Source organism: Nocardiopsis prasina DSM 43845 (assembly GCF_000341265.1).
Lineage (GTDB): Bacteria > Actinomycetota > Actinomycetes > Streptosporangiales > Streptosporangiaceae > Nocardiopsis > Nocardiopsis prasina.
The window spans coordinates 1-19,241 of the sequence record NZ_ANAE01000070.1; the positions used below are offsets into that span (position 1 = coordinate 1).

The window sequence follows — 19,241 nt, forward strand, 5'->3', positions numbered from 1 at the left end:
GCGTCCTGCGCGCGGGCGGGGCACAGGTGTGGCTGGCCGCCTCCAACCCGCTGTCCACGCAGGACGACACCGCTGCCGCCCTGGTCGCTGAGTACGGGGTCGCCGTGCACGCGTGGGCGGGCATGGACACCGCCGCCTACGACCGCAACCTGGTCACCGTCCTGGAGTCCCGGCCGCACCTGCTGCTGGACGACGGCTGCGACCTGGTCAACACCGCGCACGTGGGCCGTCCCGAGCTGCTGGAGGGGGTCCTCGGCGGTTGCGAGCAGACCACCACCGGCGTGATCCGGCTGCGCAGGATGAGCGCGGAGGGCGAACTCCGGCTGCCGATGGTCGCGGTCAACGACACCCGCACCAAGCGGATGTTCGACAACCGGTACGGCACCGGGCAGTCGACCGTGGACGGGGTCCTGCGCGCCACCAACACGCTCCTGGCCGGGCGGACCGTCGTCGTGGCCGGGTTCGGCTACTGCGGGCGGGGCCTGGCCGAGAGGTTCCGGGGCATGGGCTCCAACGTGGTCGTCACCGAGGTGGACCCGGTCAAGGCGCTGGACGCCGTGATGCAGGGGTACACGGTCGCCACCATGGAGACGGCCGCCCCGGTCGGGGACGTGTTCGTCACCGCCACCGGGAACCGCGACGTGATCCGCCGTGAACACCTGGAGGTGATGCGCGACGGGGCGATCCTGGCCAACTCGGGCCACTTCGACCTGGAGATCGACCTCAACGCGCTGGAGTCGCTGTCCGTCACCGTGGACCGCGGCGTGCGCGAGCAGGCCGACGAGTACGAGTTCGCTGACGGCCGCAGGCTCCTGCTGCTCTCCGAGGGGAGGCTGGTCAACCTGGGCGCCGCCGAGGGCCACCCGGCCGCCGTCATGGACATGTCGTTCGCCGTTCAGGCGCTCACCACCGAGTGGCTGGCCAGGGAGCACGCCACCCTCGCCCCCGGAGTGGTGGAGGTGCCGGAGGAGACCGACAACGAGGTGGCGCGTCTGGAACTCGCCGCCCTGGGGGTGGGCATCGACGTCCTCACCCCCGACCAGGAGGCCTACCTCAGTTCCTGGCGCCCCTGACCCCGCCCGGCCTGGCCGGGGTTCATGGCTTCCAGGCTGCGCCGACGGCGCTCGGCCAGCACGGCGGCGAGGAAGTACGGCGGGGTGGTGCCCAGTGGTGGGAGCGGGCTGATCTGCGAGGCAACCGAGTCGGCGAGCTGGATGCCCATCTCGTGGCGGGTGTGCTCGGCCAGTTCGGCGTAGCGCAGGACGTACTGGCGCGCGGCGTTGGCGGTCTCCGGGGACAGGCGCGACAGTTCGGTGGTCGCGGCCCAGGCGGCCAGGTGCGGCGGCATGGGGATGGCCACGTCGCGGCGGCCGCCGGTGCGCTCCTCCACCACCATGGTCCCGGCCACGAAGTCGCCGACCCTGCGGCCGTCCCGGTTGAGCATCGAGGTGATCAGGGCGATCACACCCATGGTCATCCACAGTTCGACGAACCCGGAGAGCGCACGGGCCAGGGCCTGCCGGAAGCGTTCGGGGGAGCCGTCGGTGCCCACCACCCGCAGTCCCAGGGCCATCTTGCCCAGGGAGCGACCGCGTGAGATCGACTCGAACGCGGTGGGGTAGCCGACGATGACGAGGATGGTCGAGGCCAGCGAGAGCGCGCTGGTCGCGGCGAAGTCGACGCTCACCGCGACCCAGTTGACGATCAGGCTCAGGGCGATCAGTGTGATGACCTGCACGAGGAAGTCGATGGCGATCGCCGCCGCGCGCGTGGCGAACCCGGCGGGGCGCAGTTCGAGCACCACCGCGTCACCCGTGACCAGCGGCGTCACGCCGTACACGTTGTCACGGGTCTCGCCACCACCGGGATAGGACACCAGTGCACGCTCCCTTACCGGGTGTCTGAAACCGTCTCCCTGACACTACCCGCCAGCGCGCGGCCGTGTTCTCACCCGTCTCGGAGGCGGTGACCGAATCCAGTAATGTCCCTTACGTGGATATCGACGTGTTCGCCGCCGCGCACGCCCAGGAGTGGGAACGACTGGACGAACTGGTGCGTCGGCGCCGTTCGCTCACAGGTGAGGAGATCGACGAACTCGTCGAGCTCTACCAGAGGGTGTCGACCCACCTGTCGGTGGTGCGCTCCTCCGGGCACGACCCGGAACTGGCCGGTCGGCTGACCTCGCAGGTGGCCCGGGCCCGGTCCGCGGTCACCGGTTCGCACGCGTCCTCGTGGACCGACGTCACCGGGTTCTTCACCCGGGTGTTCCCGGCCGTGCTCTACCGGCTGCGCTGGTGGTGGATCGGTGTGACCGCCGGAACCCTCGCCGTGGCGACGGTCACCGGGGTGTGGATCGCCACCAACCCGGAGGTCCTGGCGGCCCTGGGCACCCCCGAGTCCATCGCGCGCTACGTCGAGCACGACTTCGCCAACTACTACGTGGAGAACCCGGCGGGTTCCTTCGCGGCCCAGGTGTGGACCAACAACGCCTGGGTGGCGGCGCAGGCGATCATCTTCGGAGTCGCCTTCGGCCTGCCCACCATCGGTGTGCTGTTCCTCAACGCCGTCAACCTCGGGATGGCCGGGGGCATGATGTTCGCGATGGGGCGCGGCGACGTGTTCTTCGCGCTGATCCTCCCGCACGGCCTGCTGGAGATGACGGCCGTGTTCGTCGCCGGCGGGGTGGGCCTGAAGATCGGCTGGTCGCTGATCTCCCCGGGTGAGCGGACCCGTCTGCGGGCTCTCGGCGAGGAGGCCCGCGCGGCCATCGCGGTGGTCCTGGGCCTGGTGGTGGTGCTGTTCATCTCGGGGTTGATCGAGGGCCTGGTCACCGGGTGGATCACCAACACGTGGATCGCCATCGGCATCGGTGTGGTCGCGGAGGTCCTGTTCTTCGTCTACGTGTTCACGGTGGGAAAGAGGGCCTACCAGGAGGGCGTGACGGGCGACATCGAGGACGCCCCGGCCGCCCTTCCGGTGGCGGGCTAGCCGGAGGCGGAGTTCCCCGCGTTCCGTGGTTCCGGACGGGGTACCCCGTCCAGCCGTTCACGGACCAGCTGGGTCTGGGGGTGGTCCTCCCCCAGGACCCGGCGGCGGGTCTCCAGGACCGAGAGGAAGTGCGTCCGGGCGACGGAGGGCCGACCACGGCGCAGCGCGAGCAGGCCGAGCTTGTACGTGGCGTTCATGGTGAGCCGGTGCTCGCGGCCCAGAAGGCGCTCGCGGGTCCGCTCGACCTCGCGGAACAGCTCCTCCGCCGCACTGAGGTCGCCCTCGTGCATCGCGGCGTAGCCCAGGGCGTCCATCGAGGCCAGCGTCTCGGCGGCCTCCGGGCCCTGGATCCGCAGCCTCGTCCGGAGGATCTCCTCGTGCTGTTCCCGGGCGGAGGCCCAGTCGTCCCGCATCCCGGCCACCAGGGCGATCTGGTGGCGGGTGTCCAGGGTCCGGGGGTGTTCTGCGCCCAGGGCCCTCCTTCGGTCCTCCAACAGGGCCGAGTACTCTCGCTCCGCCTCGGAGACGTGCTCCTGGAAGAGCAGCCCCTCGGCGATCAGGTGCCGGGCCTGGAGGGTGAGGGGGTGATCGGGACCGAGCGCCTCCTCAGCGGTGCGCCGAGCGGCGCCCGCGACGCCCTCCGCCTCTGCGAACTGCCCCAGCTGGATGTGGGCGGTGGCCTCCGCGAGGCCCGTCTCCGCCAGGAAGGCGGGACCGAGGACCGACACGCGGGAGGCCAGGGCGTTGAGCGCGGCGAAGGCACCCAGCTCGAACCACGGGTCCTCGTCGACCTGACCGGCGAGGAGTTCCGCGACCCCGACGACCAGGCGCGTGTCGTCCGCGCCGAGTCGCGCACGGACCGTCTCCGAGACCAGCGGGTGCAGTCGCAGCCCGACCTCTTCGTGGCGTTGGTCGACCTCGACCAGCCCGTGGACCACGAGGGCGTTCACCGTTCGGGCGAAGGCCGCCTCGTCCAAGGGCTCCTCTGAGGGGGCCAGGACGTGGTCGATCAGCCCGGAGAGCGGCAGCCTGCGCAGCGGCACGATCCGACCGCGCGGGCCGAGCAGAGCCAGGGCCCGCAGCACGGCCTCGGCGTGCGCGTCGCGTTCGCCCACCATACGCAGGGACAGCTCCCACACGCCGGAGAGCAGGCGGCGTTCACCGTCCTCGCCGGTCACCAGTGGTGCGGAGAGTTCGTCGAGCCGAGCGAGGTCCTCGTCCAGGTGCGCCAGCAGCGCGTCCGCGTCGGGGAAGAGGACCCCGTGGGTGGCGAGGATGCGCCCCGCCAGGAAGAGGGCGAGCGGAACCCCGCCGAGGCGCGCGGCCAGCTCCTCCGCTCCGGGCAGTTCCCGCTCTCCCGCGTGGTCGACGAGCGCGTTCACCGCGTCCGGACCTTGGAGGGAGTCCACGCGGTGCACCGTCGCGGGCGCCCACAGCGCGGGGTCATCCACTCGGCTGGTGACCAGGACGAACCCGCCCGGGCTGGACCGCATCCAGCCGCGCTGCTCGCCCGGGCGGTTCTCCGGGTCCAACAGCTCCGGCTGGTCGGCGTTGTCGATGACCAGCAGCCAGGGGCGAGGCGCGGTGTCCAGGTGTCGCCAGACCCAGCGCGCGGCCTGGCGGGGAGCCGTCCTGAACCGGTCGGCCTCCTCACGGGTGCCGCCGAGTTCCACGGCGACCTCCAGCATGCTCGGCAGGATCGTGTCCGGGCGCACCCAGAACACCGTCCATCCCTCCGTGCGGGCGTGCTCGGCGAGGGCGGCCGCCACGGTGGTCTTGCCGAACCCGCCGGGCCCGGTGAGCACGTGCGGAACCGCGTCCCCGCCGTGCATGCCCTCGCGCAGGGTCGTCAGCAGGTCGTGGCGCCCGCGTACGGCCGTGGCGGGGCGCGGGGGGTCGAGGGAGACGTCGGGCACCGGGGCGGCCGCCGGGGCGGCGTTCACGGTGACGCCACCGTGGATGTCCCGGGCCTGGACCAGGTGCCCGTACACGGGTCCGTCGGCGTGGTTGCGGGCTTCGGGGGGAGGGGCCATGGGGCACATACTGCACGAAGGGGGACCCCTGGCGCAGCAGCACGTGTCTCGTCCGGGGGTTAGAGGGTCCGGAGGAGTCCGGGCAGGGCGCCGCCCTCGGTCGCGGAGCGGCCCACACCCACGCCGACCGCACCCGCGCGCAGGTACTCGGCGGCGTTGCGGGCGTTGACCCCGCCCGTGGCCACCACCCGCAGCTCCGGGAACGGGCCCGCCATCGCGGACACCCACGCGGGGCCGAGCACGTTGGCCGGGAAGGCCTTCACCGTCGTCACGCCCAGCCGGAGTGCGCGGCCCGCCTCGGTGGGCGAGGACACCCCGGGGAGGAAGGGCACGCCCAGACGGTCGGCCTCCGCGACGGTGTCCGGGTCGAGCCCCGGGGCCACCCCGAACTCCGCTCCCGCCTCCACCGCGCGACGCAACCGTTCCGGGGTGGTCACCGTTCCGGCGCCCACGGGGAGCCGTCCCTCGGCCGCACGAACCACCGCCTCCAGGGCGGGCAGCCCGGAGGGGCTCTCCTGGGTGACCTCCACCAGTCGCACCCCGGCGCCCCACGCGGTCCGGGCGGCGGCGACCGCCTCGTCGGGGGCGACCCCCCGAAGGATCAGGACCAGGGGCACGGGGGAGAGCCCCGCGCCGAAGAAGTCGGCCCAGCGGGGGATCGAGCCCGTCCCGGCGTCGTCGTTCGTGGTCATCGTTGGCTCCAACCCAGTTCTTCGCTGATGGCCCTCGCCGTGGAGGTGAGGTCCTCGGTGTACGCGAGCAGCCCCGGCCGGTCCAGGACCATGCTCGGAGCGGACACGGAGATCGCCGCGGCCACCCGTCCGGCGGCGTCGAAGACGGGCGCGGACACGCAGTGGATGAACTCCTCGTGCTCGAAGTCGTCCAGGGCCCACCCCTGGCGAGCGGTGCTGTCGAGCGCCTCGTCGAGCGCCTGCCTGTCGGTGAGGGTGTTCGGCGTGAAGCGCGGGTAGGGGTCCGCCCCGAGCAGAGCGTCGCGCTCTCCGGCGGACATGTAGGCGAGGAGGACCTTGCCGATCCCGGTGGCGTGCAGCGGCGCCAGCGCGCCGATGTGGGAGTACATCCGCACCGCCTGGCGCGACTCCACCTTGTCCAGGTACATCACCTGGTGGCCCTCGAGCACGCCGAGGTGGATGGTCTGGCCGCAGGCCTCGCCCAGCGCGGCGAGGTGCCGGGCGGCGCCGGCACGGATGTCGAGCCCGTCCAGCGCGGCGGCCGCCAGGGCGGCCATCCGGGGCCCCAGCCGATAAGCGCCGNTCCGCGCGCCGCACGAACCTTTCCTCCTCGAGGGAGCGCAGGAGGCGCAGCGAGGTGGTGCGGTGCACGTCGAGGCGGCGGCCGAGCTCGCTGATGGTGCTGGGGCCGTCGGCCAGCTCCACGAGGATGCGCAGGGCTCGTTCGACACTGTTGGACACCGGTGGTTCTCCCCTTGGTCGGCAGGGGTCTGGCCCCTGGTGTGGTCGGAGGTGGTTGCGGACCTGACGGCCCTCACCGGGTGGCGGGACTCCCCTCCGGCGGAGGCGGGATGTCGCCGGGGAGGCCGAGCACCACCCCGGCCAGTCTGGCGCCTTCGGCCAGGCAGTCGGGCAGGGGCGCCTCGTCCAGCAGGCGGTCGAGGAACCCGGCGGCGAAGGCGTCCCCGGCCCCGACGGGTTCGACGACCTCCACCCTGGGAGCGGGTTCGAACCAGGTCCGTCCGTCGCGGACGGCGGTGGCACCCCGTGCGCCCTGCTTGACGACGAGGATGTCGGGGCCGGTGTCCGGTCCGGTCAGGTGCCGGACCAGTTCGGGCAGGGTCGGCACCCCCCACAGCGCCTGGGCCTCGTCGAGACCGCAGAACACCACGTCAGCGCGGCGGGCCAGGTCCAGCAGCAGCCCGGCGTTGTCCTCGCCGTGCAGCGCGGGGCGGTAGTTCACGTCGAAGCAGCGCAGCGTGGTGGGGGGAGCCTGCTCGACCAGCTCGTGGACCAGGCCTTCGGCCGTGTCGGACAGGGCGGCGGTGATCCCCGTCGTGTGCACCAGGCGGGGCCGCCACCGCCAGACCTCGGCCGCGTCACCCCGGTGCAGCGTGGAGGCGGCCGAGCCCGCGCGCCAGTAGCGCACCCGTGTGCCCTCGGGGCCGGGTTCCTTCATGTAGAGCCCGGTGGAGCGCGCGCGGTCCTCGCGGACCAGGCAGCGCACGCCGACCCCGGTCAGGCGTTCGCGCACGTGCCGTCCGAACACGTCGCCGCCCAGGGCGCTGCGCCAGCCCACGGCCCGTCCGGCGCGGGCGAGGTGGACCGCGACGTTGGACTCCGCGCCGCCGACCTCGGTGCGGAAGCGGGGTGGGGTGCTCCCGTGCGGTTCGGGGACGAGCAGCCCCATCGTCTCGCCCACGCACACCGCGTCGAGCGGGGGGAGGGGCGCGTCCTGGGAGCTCGCGGGGGAGGGCGGCGGTGGCACCTCGTTCCGTCGCTGCGTGCTCACTCACGACCTCCGGTTCGTCTGGTGACTGGCGTCATGGGGTGTATTGACCTGCGTCACCGGCAAATGCTATTCAATATGTTGTTTATTGCGCAACAGTGTTGCGCAGGACGCAGCATAAGGAGGTGGCTTGAGTGTGGGACCTGTTGTTGCGCGGAGGCCGCGTCGTCGATCCGGCCTGCGGGCGTGACGCGACGGCCGACATCGCCGTACGCGGCGGACGGATCGCCGAGGTCGCAGCCGACCTGCCGGCGGAACGGGCCGCGAGGGTCGTGGACGTCCGGGGGAAGCTGGTGCTTCCCGGCCTGGTGGACGCGCACACCCACGTGCTGCACGGCTCCACGTACTGGGGCGTCGACCCGGAACCGATCGCCTGGCGTACCGGCGTCACGACCTGGATCGACGCGGGCTCCGCCGGTGCCTACGGCCTGGAGGGGCTGCGCCGCTCCGTGGTCGAGCCCGCGCCCTTCCGTGTGAAGGCCCTGGTCAACGTCTCCGGGATCGGGCTGGTCGGCCGCACCGGCGAGCACCACGTCCTGGAGAACCTCGACGTCGACGCCGCGGCCGCCGTTGCGGCGCGCCACGGCGACCTGGTCTGCGGCGTCAAGGCGCGCATGGACAGCCACACCGTCGGCACGCACGGGCTGGAGCCGCTCCGCAGGGCCGTGGCCCTGGCACGGCGCCTGGAGCGTCCGCTCATGGTGCACATCGGTTACGGTCCGCCCGACCTCGCCGACATCGCGCCCCTGCTCACCGAGGGCGACGTCGTCACCCACTGCGCCACCGGCGTCGCCACCGACCTGCTCGTCGACGGCCGCGCCTCCGACACCCTGCTGCGCCTGCGCGACTCCGGTGTGCTCTTCGACCTCGGCCACGGCTCCGGTGCCTTCGACTTCGACGTGCTCGAAGCCGAGCTGGCAGCCGGACTGGTCCCGATCGTCTCCACCGACCTCCACATTCGCTCGGTGTACGGCCCCGCGTTCGACCTGCCGACGGTCATGGGCAAGGCCCTGGCCGCAGGGATGGACCTGACCGACGTGGTGGCCGCCGTGACCCACCGCCCCGCGCACGCCTTCGGCCTGCCCGCCGGGACGCTGCGCCCGGGCGAGGCCGCCGACATCGCCGTGTTCGACGCCGAGGAGGGACGCTTCCCGGTCGTCGACGTCCACGGCGGCACACGCGAGGCCCCGCTGCGCCTGACCAACACCGCGACCTACGCCGACGGGCGCCTGCTCACACCGCGCGCCGCGGAACCACCGCCGGACTGGGTCCCCCTGAGCGAGGCCCAGCAGAGCGCCGAGGAACACCGCCAGGAGCAGGTCCGCTCCGCGGTCCGCCGCCTGGACCGCCCCGAGGACTTCGACGAGCCCTTCCCCCGCCCAGCCGCCACGGACCGGACCTGAGAGCCGGACACGACGGGAGCGCACCTTGACCGAGACCACCCCACCCCCACCTGCGGACCCCCGCCCCGCACGCACCGGCCCCGCCACCGGCGGGGGGGGGGCCNTGCCCGCCGCGCGACTGGCCGAACTCGACCGAGCGCCGGTCGAGGCGCGGTCCCTGCCGGACAGCCCCACCACGGTGGAGCGCGTCCGCGCCGCCGAGCTGCATCTGAGTGACCTCTGGCTGCCCGCCGTCACCCTGGACGAGGCCGCGCTCACCCACAACCTCGACCGCTTCGCCCGCTGGTGCGCCGAGTGGGGCGTCGACCTCGCCCCGCACGCCAAGACCACGATGGCCCCCGGACTGTGGTCGGCGCAGCTGGAGCGGGGCGCCTGGGGCCTGACCGCGGCCACCGTCGCCCAGGCACGGGTGATGCGCCGCTTCGGAGTGCCCCGGGTCCTGATCGCCAACGAGGTCGTGGAGCCGGAGCAGCTGGCGTGGCTCGCCGAGGCCCTGGACGACCCCGGGTTCGATCCGCTGTGCCTGGTGGACTCCACCGCAGGGGTCCGCCTCATGGAACACGCCCTGGCCGGGGCCGCTCGTCCGCTCCCGGTCCTGGTGGAGCTGGGGGTGGCCGGGCGCCGCACGGGCGTCCGGGACATGGGCCAGGCCCTGAGCCTGGCCCGTTCGGTCGCGGCCAGCCCCGCGCTCACCCTCGTCGGCGTCGAGGCCTTCGAGGGGGTGTTCCCGCAGCGCCGCGACGACGACTCGCCGGACCGCGTGCGCGCCTGGCTGGACCGCCTGTACGACTTCGCCCGCCGGGCGGACGCGGAGGGCCTGTTCGACGGCGCCGCGGAGGTGATCGTCACCGCGGGTGGCAGCAGCTACCCCGACCTGGTCTCCGACGCCCTCGCCGAGCCCCCGGAGCTGTCGCGGCCGATCCGCAGGATCGTGCGGTCCGGCTGCTACCTGGCCCACGACGACCTGTTCATGGAGCGGGCGTCCCCGCTGCGGTCCGCCGCCGACGACGACCCCCTGCGCCCCGCGCTGAGCTGCCACGCGCGGGTCCTGTCCCGGCCCGAACCGGGCCGGGCGCTGCTGGGGGTCGGCAAGCGGGACGTGTCGTTCGACATCGACCTGCCCGTCCCCCGCGCGGTCCTGCGCGACGGGGAGCGCATTCCCCTCACGGACCGCGCACGGGTGGTCGAGCTCAACGACCACCACGCGTTCCTCGACCTCAGCGGCCCCGCCGAGGAGGCGCTGCGCGTCGGTGACGTGGTCGAGCTCGGCCTGTCCCACGCCTGCACGGTGTTCGACAAGTGGCCGCTCATCCCCGTCCTGGACGGCGACGGCCGGGTCGTGGACGCCGTGCGCACACTGTTCTGAACCGGTCCGGCACCAAACCGGCACCACCCAACCCAAGGAGGACCCTTGTCCGAGAAGAAGATCGTCAACACCCCGGACGCCGCGCCGCCCGGCGGCCCCTACTCCCACGCGGTCGTCGCGGGGGACTTCGTGTACCTCGCGGGGGCGACGCCGCACCGCACCGACGGGTCGGTGGTCGAGGGCACGTTCCTGGAGCAGGCGCGGGCCACGTTCGACAACCTGGCCACCGTCGCGGCGGCTGCGGGCGCCGACCTGTCCGAAGCCGTCCAGGCCCGGGTCTACCTGCGCGACCTGGACGACTTCCAGGCGATGAACGGCGTCTTCGCGGAGTACTTCGGCGACAGGGCGCCGGTGCGCACCACCATCCAGGCGGACCTGCCCGGCTTCGCCATCGAGGTCGACGCGGTGCTGTACCACCCGGTCGGCTGACCCCGGGGCCGTCCGAGCCCTCACCCCGCAGTGCGGCCCGGTCCCCGGGTCCGGGCCGCACGTACCCACCCACCCCGGTCCCCTCCCCCCACTCCCCACCCCACCCCCTCACCCCCCGTCACCCCGGAGGTTCGCCATGAGCCAGTCCCATGTGATCTACCTATCGGCCCTGCTCGCCTCCGTGCTGCTGATGGTCGCCATCAGCTGGTGGGTCGCCCGGCGCACCAAGGACGGGGAGGACTTCCTCCTCGCCGGACGCGGTCTGGGCACACCGTTGGTCATGGGCAGCACCCTCGCCACCCTGGTCGGCACCGGATCCAGCCTGGGCGCGGTCGGTTTCGCCTACCAGAACGGCTGGGCCGGGACCCTGTACGGGGTCGGCGGAGCGGCCGGCGTCTTCCTCCTCCTGTGGCTCTTCGCCGACGTGCGTGAGAAGGGGTTCATGACCTTCCCGGAGGAGATGAGCTACTACTTCGGCGCCAGCCGCGCGATCAAGGGGGTGGTGGCCGTCCTGCTGTTCCTGGCCTCGGTGGGCTGGCTGGGCGCGCACATCATGGGCGGGGCCATGTACCTGTCCTTCCTCACCGACATGGACCAGAACACGGCCAAGGTGGTCATCGCCCTGGGCTTCGGGGTGTACACGATCGTCGGCGGCTACCTCGCCGTGGTCATCACCGACGCCATCCAGGGCACCATCCTCTTCCTCGGATTCACCATCCTGGCCGTCCTGGCCCTGGTGAGCGTCGGCGGACTCGACGGGCTCAGCGAGGGTTCCTCCGAGGAGGCGCTCTCCATGTTCGGTCACGAGGCCCTGGGCCCCGTTCCGGCGATCTCCCTCGCCGTGGTCATCGCCGTCGGAGTCCTGGCCACGCCGTCGTACCGCCAGCGGATCTACTCCGCGGTCAACGTGAGGACCGTGCGGCGCAGCTTCCTCCTCGCCGGCGTCCTCTTCGCGGCCTTCTCGATCCTCCCGGCGGTCGCCGGGATGTCCGCCCGCACCCTCGAACCCGCCCTGGACAACCCGGACATGGCCTTCCCCTACCTGGTCACCACCCTGTTCCCGGTGTGGCTGGGGGCGTTCCTGCTCGTGGCGGGCCTGTCGGCCACGATGTCCTCGGGTGACTCGGACGCCATCGTGAGCGTCACCATCCTGGTGCGCGACATCTCCCAGGTCGTCACCGGAAGACTGCCCAACCCCGAACACCTGGTGCGCTACTCGCGGTGGGGGCTGGCCGCGGTGATGGGGCTCGCCCTCGTGTTCTCCCTCATGGCCACGACCCTCATCGGCTACATCACCCTGATGATCTCCACGGTGCTCACCGGGCTCCTGGTGGCGTCGCTCCTGGGCAGGTTCTGGCCCCGCGCCACCTGGCAGGGCGGGATCGCCGCGATGCTGGGCGGCTCGGTGGCCGCCCTGGTCGTCAACAACGTCGCGTCGTTCACCGCGTTCTGGGGCAACGCGGTGATTCCGTCGCTGGCGGTGGCGCTGGTCGCCGGGGTGGTCGTCAGCCTGGTCACCCCGCGCACTCCCATCTCCAAGGAGGAGGCCCTGCGGCTGCTGACCGAGGAGCGGTCCGCCCTTGAGGTCGGCGCCAAACTGCGGGGCGGTGCGAACGAGGACGCCTGACCCCGGATCACGAAGGGGGCCACCACCGCGCCCGGTGGTGGCCCCTTGTCGGTCCGTCGCTACAGCCGCCCCTGGGCCTTCAGGTTGATGTAGGCGTCCGCGAGCGCCGGAGCGATCTGCTCGGGACCCGCGTCCACCACCTCGGCGCCCATCCGGCGCAGCTCCCTGCTGATCCGGTGCCGCTCACTCAGGGTCCGCTCGGCCGACGCCGCCCGGTACAGGGCCTCGGGGCTGCCCCGGTCCGCGGCCATCTCCTCGACCTCCGGGTCCCTGATCCCCGCCACCAGCAGCAGGTGGTGAGCGGACAGCAGTGGCAGCCTCGGCAGCAGCCCCTCCTCAAGCGAGGTCGCGTCGAGGTCGGTCAGCAGCACCACGAGCCTGCGCGCCCGCCCCTGGGTGAGCACGGAGCTCACCAGGGCGGCCGGGTCCGACTCCACGAGCGTGGGCTCCAGCGGGGCCATGGCCTCCACGACCCGGTTGACCTGGCTGCCCTTGCCCGAGGCCCGGACCTGGGCGCGCACGGTGCGGTCGTGGGCTATGAAGTCCACCCGGTCGCCCGCCTTGCCCGCCAGAGCCGTCAACAGCAGCGCGGCGTCCATCGCGTGGTCCAGACGGGGGGTGTCGCCCACCCGACCGGCCGAGGTGCGACCGGTGTCCAGCACGACGAGGATGCGCCGGTCCCGCTCGGGCCGCCAGGTCCGCACCACCACGCCGTCGTTGCGCGCGGTGGCCCGCCAGTCGATGGAGCGCACGTCGTCCCCGGGCACGTAGTCGCGCAGGGAGTCGAACTCGCTGCCCTGGCCGCGCACCATCGCCGTGTGCTGTCCCTCCAGCTCGCGAAGCCGGGACAGCTTGCCGGGCAGGTGCCTGCGGCTGTGGAAGGGCGGCAGCGTTCGCACGGTCCAGGGGGCAGTGAGCGTGCGCTGCCGCCCGGCCAGCCCCAGTGGGCCGACGCTGCGCACGGTCACTCCGGCGGCGCGGGCGTCACCCCGGCGCGAGGGCGTGAGCGTGGTCCGCACACGGCGCCGCTCCCCGGGACCCACCAGCAGCGGCTGCGCCCTGGGAGAGGAATGCGCGCTCGGCTGCCAGGCGTCGCGGACCCTGCCGCGCAGCCGCCGCCGGGTCGGGTTGGCCACCGTCACGAACACTTCGGCCGTCTCGCCCAGGCGCAGCGTGGTGTCGCCCTCCCGGGACAGCCGCAGCCGCCCCGGCCCGGTCGCCAGCAGCACGTCCAGAACGATCAGCAGCACCACCAGGCCCGCCGAGACGTAGGTGACGATCCCGCCGATGTCGCCGGAGATCGCCACCGCGCCCGCCGCGACGAGCGCCAGCAGAGCGGCCCGGCCGGTGACCACCATCAGCGCGGCACCGGGACGGAGGACAGCACGCCGTCGAGGATGCCGTCGGCGGTGGCGCCCTCCAGTTCGGCCTCCGGGCGCAGACCGATCCGGTGCCGCAGGGTGCCCTTGGCCAGGGCCTTGACGTCGTCGGGGGTCACGTAGTCGCGGCCGGACAGCCACGCCCACGCCCGGCTTGTGCGCAGCAGCGCGGTGGCGCCGCGGGGGGAGGCGCCCAGCTGGAGCGAGGGGGAGTAACGGGTGGCCCGGCACAGGTCGACGATGTAGCCGAGGACCTCGGGGGCGATCCGCACCTGCGCCACGGACGCGCGTGCGGCGTGCAGCTCGGCGGCCCCGGCCACGGCGGTTACCCCGGCGGCGGTCAGGTCGCTCGGATCGAACCCGGCGGCGTGCCGGCCCAGCATGGCCACCTCGGCGTTGCGCTCGGGCAGCGGAACGGTCACCTTGAGCAGGAACCGGTCCAGCTGCGCTTCGGGGAGCGGATAGGTCCCCTCGTACTCGACCGGGTTCTGGGTGGCCGCCACCATGAACGGGTCCGGCAGCGAGACCGGCCGCCCCTCGACGGTGACCTGCCGCTCCTCCATGGCCTCCAGCAGGGAGGCCTGGGTCTTGGGCGGCGTCCGGTTGATCTCGTCGGCCAGCAGCAGGTTGGTGAAGACCGGGCCCTTCATGAACTCGAACTTCGCCGTGTGCTGGTCGTAGACGAGCGAACCCGTCACGTCGCCCGGCATCAGGTCCGGGGTGAACTGCACCCGCTTGTGGTCCAGCGACAGGGCCTGCGAGACCGTGCGCACCAGCAGCGTCTTGGCGACACCCGGCACGCCCTCCAGCAGTACGTGGCCACGGCACAGCAGTGCCACGACCAGACCGGTCACCGTCTCGTCCTGGCCCACGACCGCCTTGGCCACCTCGCGGCGCAGGGCGGTCAGCGCCGCCCGGGCCTCGTCGGCGGAGGGCAGTGCCTCGGGTGTGAAGGCGCTCACGTGCCGTCTACCTCTCTCGATACCTCAGTGGTCAGTTCTCTTCCGGGGCGCGATGGCGCGGGGCTCACCGCAGTGCCTCGGAGAGTCGGTCAAGCTCCTCGGCCAGCCGCAGCATGGCCGAGTCGTCGGCCGTGTACGGGTCGGGTCCGGCCGGGTACAGCAACGGCCCGACGGACTGGGGGTCGGCCCCGCTCCGTTCGGCCACGGCGGCCACCACGGCGTCCGGACCGGCCTCAGCGTGCAGGCCGAGCCTCGGTACCGACCGCTCCAGGAAACCCCCGCGCAGCGCCGCGACCGCGCGGTCGCGCGCCTGCCGGGACTGGTACAGCCCGGCGCGGCCCTCGGTGGTCTCTGCGGCCCGGACCACGACCGGGAGCGCCTCGGGGACCAGCGCGCCCATCCGCCGCCCCCGCCAGAGGGCGAACAGCAGCAGGGCCAGAGCCAGCGGAACCAGCGACCAGCGCAGACCCGCCGGGACCAGTTCCCACAGGCTGGGGGCTCCGACCTCCTGCGGCGGGTCCGGCCGCAGCCACACCACGTGCTCCGCGTCGACCAGGTTGAGCATCAGCGCCGCGTTGCCCGCCGAGTCGATGTCGCGGTTGGTGAGCGGGGCGCCGGTGCCCAGGACCGTCGTCGTGGAGCCGTCGGGCCTGGCCACCTGGAGCACCGAGAACCCGCCCTCGGACGGGTAGCAGCCCAGGGCCTCGACTCCGGACTCGGCGGAGTAGAGCTCACCGGTCACCCCGGCGTCCCCCGCGAGGGTGGCGTCGGGCAGCGCGCAGTCGGGCGCGAGGTTGGCGTCGCCGTGGGCCCTCCCGGTCACGTCCGCGCCGGGCGCGAAGGTGGTGAGGGAACGCAGGGACGGCTGTACCAGGAAGGTGTCGGCCTCCAGCTCGGCGAGCGCGTCCAGCTCCTCGGGGAGCAGCCGGTGGTCGAGCATGAGCAGCAGGACGGTGTCGTCCCCGGACCGCTCCACGGCCCGGACAGCCGCGTCGGAGGTGCGGGCGACGGAGACGTCGGAGTCCTCGTCGAGCAACTGCGCCAGCGCGCGTGAACCGTGGGGTTCGGGGCTGCCGGGCTCCAGGTAGCCGGACGGGAACTGTTCCTCACCCAGCGACAGCAGGACGGCGGCCACGACCAGCACGGTGATGACGGCGATCGGCAGCCGGCTGGCACGCCACAGGCGTCCGGCGGCTGGTCGGGGAGTGACCGGTCCCGGTGCGGTGGTCGTCATCGGGCCCCTTCGTCGTCGAGTACGGGGCGGGCCGCGCTCAGCCGTACGTCCAGTTCACGCATGGTGCGGGCGGACTCGGTCGTGGCGACGCGGTCGCCGTAGACCACGTCGTTGAAGAGGCGGGCGCCCTCGTCCAGTCCCTGGGCCTCACCGGGCAGCGACCGGGCGGCCTCGGCGGCCAGCTCGGTGGCGGTCCGTCCGGGACGCGGTGCGACGATCGCCCGGTCCTCCAGGTCCACGCTGATGGCACGCAGCCGCTCCGTCACGGCTTCGGAGAAGTCGCCCCGCGCCTCGGCCTGGTCGGACAGCGCGCGGTGGTCGGCGGCGGTGCGCACCGCGCCCGCGTGCAGGGGAGGTTCCGCCCCTCGGTTGCGGGAGGGGCGCAGGTAGACGATCAGGGCGATCACCAGGACCGCCACCACCAGCAGCACGAGGGCCAGGAGCCACCCGCCGGGGATGACCCCCTCGCCCGCGGAGGACAGGCGGTCCAGGAGCTCACCCAGCCAGTTGAGGAACCGGTCGAGGAGGGAGGGCTCGCTCTTGCCGTAGAGGGGGTCGGACAGCTCCTCGATGGCGCGGCGCCGACCCTCCTCCCCGGTCACGTCGGTGGGTGCGACGAGCGGGGCCCTCACGCCCGGTACCCCGGAAGGTAGACCTCCGCGCCGACCGGCTGCCCCCGCTGGGCGATCTGGTGCAGCTGGAGGTCCAGACCCTCACGGCGCATCCGCAGGTCGATGTACAGCAGCGTGGTGACACCGGCCACGAAGGGCAGCGTGAGGGCGTAGATCAGCACGGTGGCAACGTAGTTGACGACGCCCGCCAGGACCGGTCCGAAGGTCTCGACCTCGAACAGGAAGGGCATGACGAGGCCGACCGGTCCGGCCAGGATCAGGTTGACCACCAGCACGATCAGCGCGCTGAGCAGCCAGTAGCCGAGGGTGCGCCACCAGGCACCCTGGGAGATCCGCCACGAGCGGGCGATGGCCTGGCCGGGGCCCAGCCGCTCCAGCACGACCAACGGCATGGCGTAGTACAGGCGCACCCAGATCCACAGGGCGGGGGCGCCGATCACCAGCGCCGCCACGAGCATGATGAGGAACCCGATGATGATCCCGACCACGGGGTCGGCCATGCCGAAGCCCGTGATGAGGCCGATGAAGAGGGCCACGAAGAAGGCGATGAAGGCGACGGCGCCGATGACGACCTGGATGGCCAGCCTGATGAAGGCCAGGCCGATGATGGAGCCGATCCGTCCGCGAACGGAGGCCCAGGCCTGCTCGATGGTGAGCCGGTAGCCCAGTACCGCCATACCGACGACACCGGAGAGCATGCCGATCAGGATCGCTCCGCCGACCATGACGACGAGGCTGCCGAGGAAGCTCAGCACCGTGGCCATCGGCGAGGTCGCGAACATCGGGTCGTCCGGGTCGAACGCCTCCGGGTCCGCCATGATCTCGTCGAACATGTTCAGGGACTCCAGGGAGTCGCCCGTCGCCCAGGTCGCCGCGACACTGCCGATGATCGACGCGGCCGCCATGACGATCAGCGACAGCAGGAAGGTGGTCCGGGGGTTCTGGCGGACGTAGCTGAACGCACCGTTGAAGACGTCGCCGAGCGACATCGGCCGGAGCGCCACCACGCCCGGCTTGATGGGTGCCGGGCGGGGGGCGTTCGGGTCCTGCCCGTGGGCGGCGTGACCGGTGGGGGCACCCTGGCCGGGGGGACCGTATCCGGGCGGGGGCCCGTACCCCGGGGGCGGGTTTCCGTGACCGGGCGGTGGACCATAGCCCTGCTGGCCGTACCCGGGCGGGGGGCCGTAACCGGGGGGCGGCGCGTACCCGGGCTGTGGGCCGTAGCCGGGCTGCTGGCCGTATCCCGGAGGCGGCGCGTAACCCGGAGGGGTTCCCTGGCCCGGCTGCTGCGGGTGGCCGGGCGCCTGTCCGTACCCCGGGGGAGTGCCCTGCCCGGGAGGGGTGCCGTATCCCGGGGTCGGCCCCTGCTCGGGGGGAGCGAAGCCGGGGGGACCGTGACCGGGCCGCGGTCCCGGAGGCGTGGGCGTGGAACCACCCTCACCCGGTGCGGCGGGGCCCTGTCCCGGAGCGGACCAACCACCCGACCCGGTGTCTCCAGAATCGGGCGACCCCTGTCCTCCGGAAACGTCCGGGGCGTCCCCCGGCCTCTCCCGGTGGTCGTCCTCCTGGCTCATCTGCCCGCCCTCCGTGAGGTTCGGTTACTGCGCGCGAGCGTTTTCGCGCCAATTCTGACGTGTTGGAAACCAACCTACCGGCCGGTTCCACCGCTTCTCAGTGCGCTTGCAGTGTGTCGTAGGCAACCCACGCACTTCATTCCTTTTGTATGCTTTCTGTTACCAACCGGCCAAGTCACGAAGCTTTCCGGGCCTTCCTTGCCAGGGATGACGCCGCCGGTGACCGAATACGGTCCAAAAGGGCCCAACACCGCTGACCGCTCCTCCAACAGTGTCCGAAGCTGGCAAGGTTGGGGGACGAAACGCGGTCCCCAGTCGGGGATCGTTCCCCGACGCGGGGATCACGGGCACCGACCACTGACGCCGCTTGAGTGTTCCAGGAGAGAGGAGTAGGCGCCGGTATCCCCTCCGCCCCGAGGCGGTGGCGGACCCTGGCGCCGGACACACCGATGAAGGGACGTGTACTGGTTGTCGACGACGACCTCGCCCTCGCCGAGATGCTGGGCATCGTGTTGCGCGGTGAAGGGTTCGAGCCCTCGTTCGTCCACGACGGCGACAAGGCCCTCGAGGCCTTCCGCGAGACCAAGCCCGACCTGGTCCTCCTCGACCTGATGCTGCCCGGGGCCGACGGGATCGACGTCTGCCGTCAGATCCGCGCCGAGTCCGGGGTTCCCATCGTCATGCTCACCGCCAAGAGCGACACCGTCGACGTCGTCCTCGGCCTGGAGTCGGGCGCCGACGACTACATCGTCAAGCCCTTCAAGCCCAAGGAGCTCGTGGCCCGCGTGCGCGTGCGCCTGCGGCGCACCGAGGAGCCCGCGCCCGAGGTCCTCCAGATCGGGGACATCACCATCGACGTCGCCGGGCACGCCGTGCGCCGCGACGGCGAGCAGATCAGCCTCACCCCGCTGGAGTTCGACCTGCTGGTCGCCCTGGCCCGCAAGCCGCGCCAGGTCTTCACCCGCGAGGTCCTGTTGGAGCAGGTCTGGGGCTACCGCCACGCCGCTGACACGCGCCTGGTCAACGTGCACGTGCAGCGCCTGCGCGCCAAGATCGAGAAGGACCCGGAGCACCCCGAGGTCGTCGTGACCGTCCGCGGCGTCGGCTACAAGGCCGGGACCGCCTGACCCGCT

17 protein-coding genes and 1 pseudogene are annotated in these 19,241 nt (G+C 72.6%); 7 read left to right on the forward strand and 11 right to left on the reverse strand.

Annotation, left to right across the window (positions count from 1 at the left end; genetic code table 11):
- On the forward strand, positions 1–1,073 hold a 1,073-nt coding region (locus D452_RS0101850), incomplete at its 5' end, for an adenosylhomocysteinase (RefSeq protein ID WP_017542452.1).
- On the opposite strand, the gene D452_RS0101855 is transcribed toward D452_RS0101850, so the two are convergent.
- Positions 1,049–1,876, reverse strand: coding sequence for an RDD family protein (locus D452_RS0101855; protein WP_017542453.1), 828 nt, complete (start codon positions 1,874–1,876; stop codon positions 1,049–1,051). The genes D452_RS0101850 and D452_RS0101855 overlap by 25 nt on opposite strands.
- A gap of 116 nt (positions 1,877–1,992) precedes the next feature.
- On the opposite strand from D452_RS0101855, the gene D452_RS0101860 reads away from it, so the two are divergent.
- On the forward strand, positions 1,993–2,988 hold the full coding sequence (locus tag D452_RS0101860) for a stage II sporulation protein M (protein ID WP_026128890.1): 996 nt from the start codon (positions 1,993–1,995) through the stop codon (positions 2,986–2,988).
- On the opposite strand, the gene D452_RS0101865 is transcribed toward D452_RS0101860, so the two are convergent.
- The 5 genes and pseudogenes from D452_RS0101865 to D452_RS0101880 all read right to left on the reverse strand — a co-directional run bounded on the left by D452_RS0101865 (position 2,985) and on the right by D452_RS0101880 (position 7,415).
- Positions 2,985–5,021 carry a tetratricopeptide repeat protein gene (locus D452_RS0101865; RefSeq protein WP_017542455.1) on the reverse strand — a complete coding sequence of 679 codons (2,037 nt, stop codon included), beginning with the start codon at positions 5,019–5,021 and terminating at the stop codon, positions 2,985–2,987. The two genes, D452_RS0101860 and D452_RS0101865, sit on opposite strands and share 4 nt — an antisense overlap.
- 59 nt (positions 5,022–5,080) lie before the next feature.
- Positions 5,081–5,713 (reverse strand): bifunctional 4-hydroxy-2-oxoglutarate aldolase/2-dehydro-3-deoxy-phosphogluconate aldolase, encoded by a 633-nt coding sequence (locus tag D452_RS0101870; protein ID WP_017542456.1) that lies wholly within the window; start codon positions 5,711–5,713, stop codon positions 5,081–5,083.
- The gene (locus D452_RS27555) at positions 5,710–6,270 is read right to left on the reverse strand and encodes an IclR family transcriptional regulator (protein ID WP_017542457.1); all 561 of its coding nucleotides are present in this window, start codon (positions 6,268–6,270) and stop codon (positions 5,710–5,712) included. The genes D452_RS0101870 and D452_RS27555 overlap by 4 nt, the downstream gene beginning before the upstream one ends.
- A 91-nt stretch (positions 6,271–6,361) precedes the next feature.
- Positions 6,362–6,454 (reverse strand): annotated as a pseudogene (locus tag D452_RS31810) (IclR family transcriptional regulator); the annotation flags it as partial.
- 73 nt (positions 6,455–6,527) lie between these two features.
- Positions 6,528–7,415 (reverse strand): sugar kinase, encoded by an 888-nt coding sequence (locus D452_RS0101880; RefSeq protein WP_152498512.1) that lies wholly within the window; start codon positions 7,413–7,415, stop codon positions 6,528–6,530.
- A gap of 221 nt (positions 7,416–7,636) precedes the next feature.
- Between D452_RS0101880 and D452_RS0101885 the strand changes: the two genes are divergently transcribed.
- The 4 genes from D452_RS0101885 (at position 7,637) to D452_RS0101900 (ending at position 12,327) form a co-directional block, all read left to right on the forward strand.
- Entirely contained in the window at positions 7,637–8,905 is a 1,269-nt protein-coding gene (locus tag D452_RS0101885) for an amidohydrolase/deacetylase family metallohydrolase (RefSeq protein WP_017542459.1), read from the forward strand.
- 178 nt (positions 8,906–9,083) lie between these two features.
- Positions 9,084–10,271, forward strand: a complete 1,188-nt coding sequence (locus D452_RS0101890) for an alanine racemase (RefSeq protein ID WP_449289515.1) — start codon at positions 9,084–9,086, stop codon at positions 10,269–10,271.
- A 45-nt stretch (positions 10,272–10,316) separates the two neighbouring features.
- Positions 10,317–10,700 carry a RidA family protein gene (locus D452_RS0101895; RefSeq protein ID WP_017542461.1) on the forward strand — a complete coding sequence of 128 codons (384 nt, stop codon included), beginning with the start codon at positions 10,317–10,319 and terminating at the stop codon, positions 10,698–10,700.
- A gap of 136 nt (positions 10,701–10,836) precedes the next feature.
- Entirely contained in the window at positions 10,837–12,327 is a 1,491-nt protein-coding gene (locus D452_RS0101900; RefSeq protein WP_026128892.1) for a sodium:solute symporter family protein, read from the forward strand.
- 59 nt (positions 12,328–12,386) lie between these two features.
- Here D452_RS0101900 and D452_RS0101905 read toward each other — a convergent pair whose 3' ends face one another.
- The 5 genes from D452_RS0101905 to D452_RS31195 form a co-directional block, all read right to left on the reverse strand.
- Complete coding sequence (locus D452_RS0101905; RefSeq protein ID WP_017542463.1) at positions 12,387–13,685, reverse strand: DUF58 domain-containing protein; 1,299 nt, start codon at positions 13,683–13,685, stop codon at positions 12,387–12,389.
- Positions 13,685–14,668, reverse strand: a complete 984-nt coding sequence (locus D452_RS0101910; RefSeq protein WP_017542464.1) for an AAA family ATPase — start codon at positions 14,666–14,668, stop codon at positions 13,685–13,687. The genes D452_RS0101905 and D452_RS0101910 overlap by 1 nt, the downstream gene beginning before the upstream one ends.
- A gap of 64 nt (positions 14,669–14,732) precedes the next feature.
- A complete protein-coding gene (locus D452_RS0101915) occupies positions 14,733–15,902 on the reverse strand; it encodes a DUF4350 domain-containing protein (protein WP_017542465.1) in 1,170 nt (389 codons plus the stop codon).
- Positions 15,899–16,534, reverse strand: coding sequence for a DUF4129 domain-containing protein (locus tag D452_RS0101920; protein ID WP_017542466.1), 636 nt, complete (start codon positions 16,532–16,534; stop codon positions 15,899–15,901). The genes D452_RS0101915 and D452_RS0101920 overlap by 4 nt, the downstream gene beginning before the upstream one ends.
- On the reverse strand, positions 16,531–17,541 hold the full coding sequence (locus D452_RS31195) for a glycerophosphoryl diester phosphodiesterase membrane domain-containing protein (protein ID WP_017542467.1): 1,011 nt from the start codon (positions 17,539–17,541) through the stop codon (positions 16,531–16,533). Before D452_RS31195 ends, D452_RS0101920 begins: the two co-directional genes overlap by 4 nt.
- 1,016 nt (positions 17,542–18,557) lie before the next feature.
- Here D452_RS31195 and mtrA point away from each other — a divergent pair.
- Positions 18,558–19,235 (forward strand): MtrAB system response regulator MtrA, encoded by a 678-nt coding sequence (gene mtrA, locus D452_RS0101930; protein WP_014908694.1) that lies wholly within the window; start codon positions 18,558–18,560, stop codon positions 19,233–19,235.
- The last annotated feature ends 6 nt before the right edge of the window (positions 19,236–19,241 follow it).

Coding starts and splice junctions, on each gene's coding strand:
- D452_RS0101865 (WP_017542455.1), bottom strand. CDS start 5,021: ATGGCCCCTCCCCCCGAAGCCCGCAACCACGCCGACGGACCCGTGTAC.
- D452_RS0101870 (WP_017542456.1), bottom strand. CDS start 5,713: ATGACCACGAACGACGACGCCGGGACGGGCTCGATCCCCCGCTGGGCC.
- D452_RS27555 (WP_017542457.1), bottom strand. CDS start 6,270: ATGGCCGCCCTGGCGGCCGCCGCGCTGGACGGGCTCGACATCCGTGCC.
- D452_RS0101900 (WP_026128892.1), top strand. CDS start 10,837: ATGAGCCAGTCCCATGTGATCTACCTATCGGCCCTGCTCGCCTCCGTG.
- D452_RS0101905 (WP_017542463.1), bottom strand. CDS start 13,685: ATGGTGGTCACCGGCCGGGCCGCTCTGCTGGCGCTCGTCGCGGCGGGC.
- D452_RS0101915 (WP_017542465.1), bottom strand. CDS start 15,902: ATGACGACCACCGCACCGGGACCGGTCACTCCCCGACCAGCCGCCGGA.
- mtrA (WP_014908694.1), top strand. CDS start 18,558: ATGAAGGGACGTGTACTGGTTGTCGACGACGACCTCGCCCTCGCCGAG.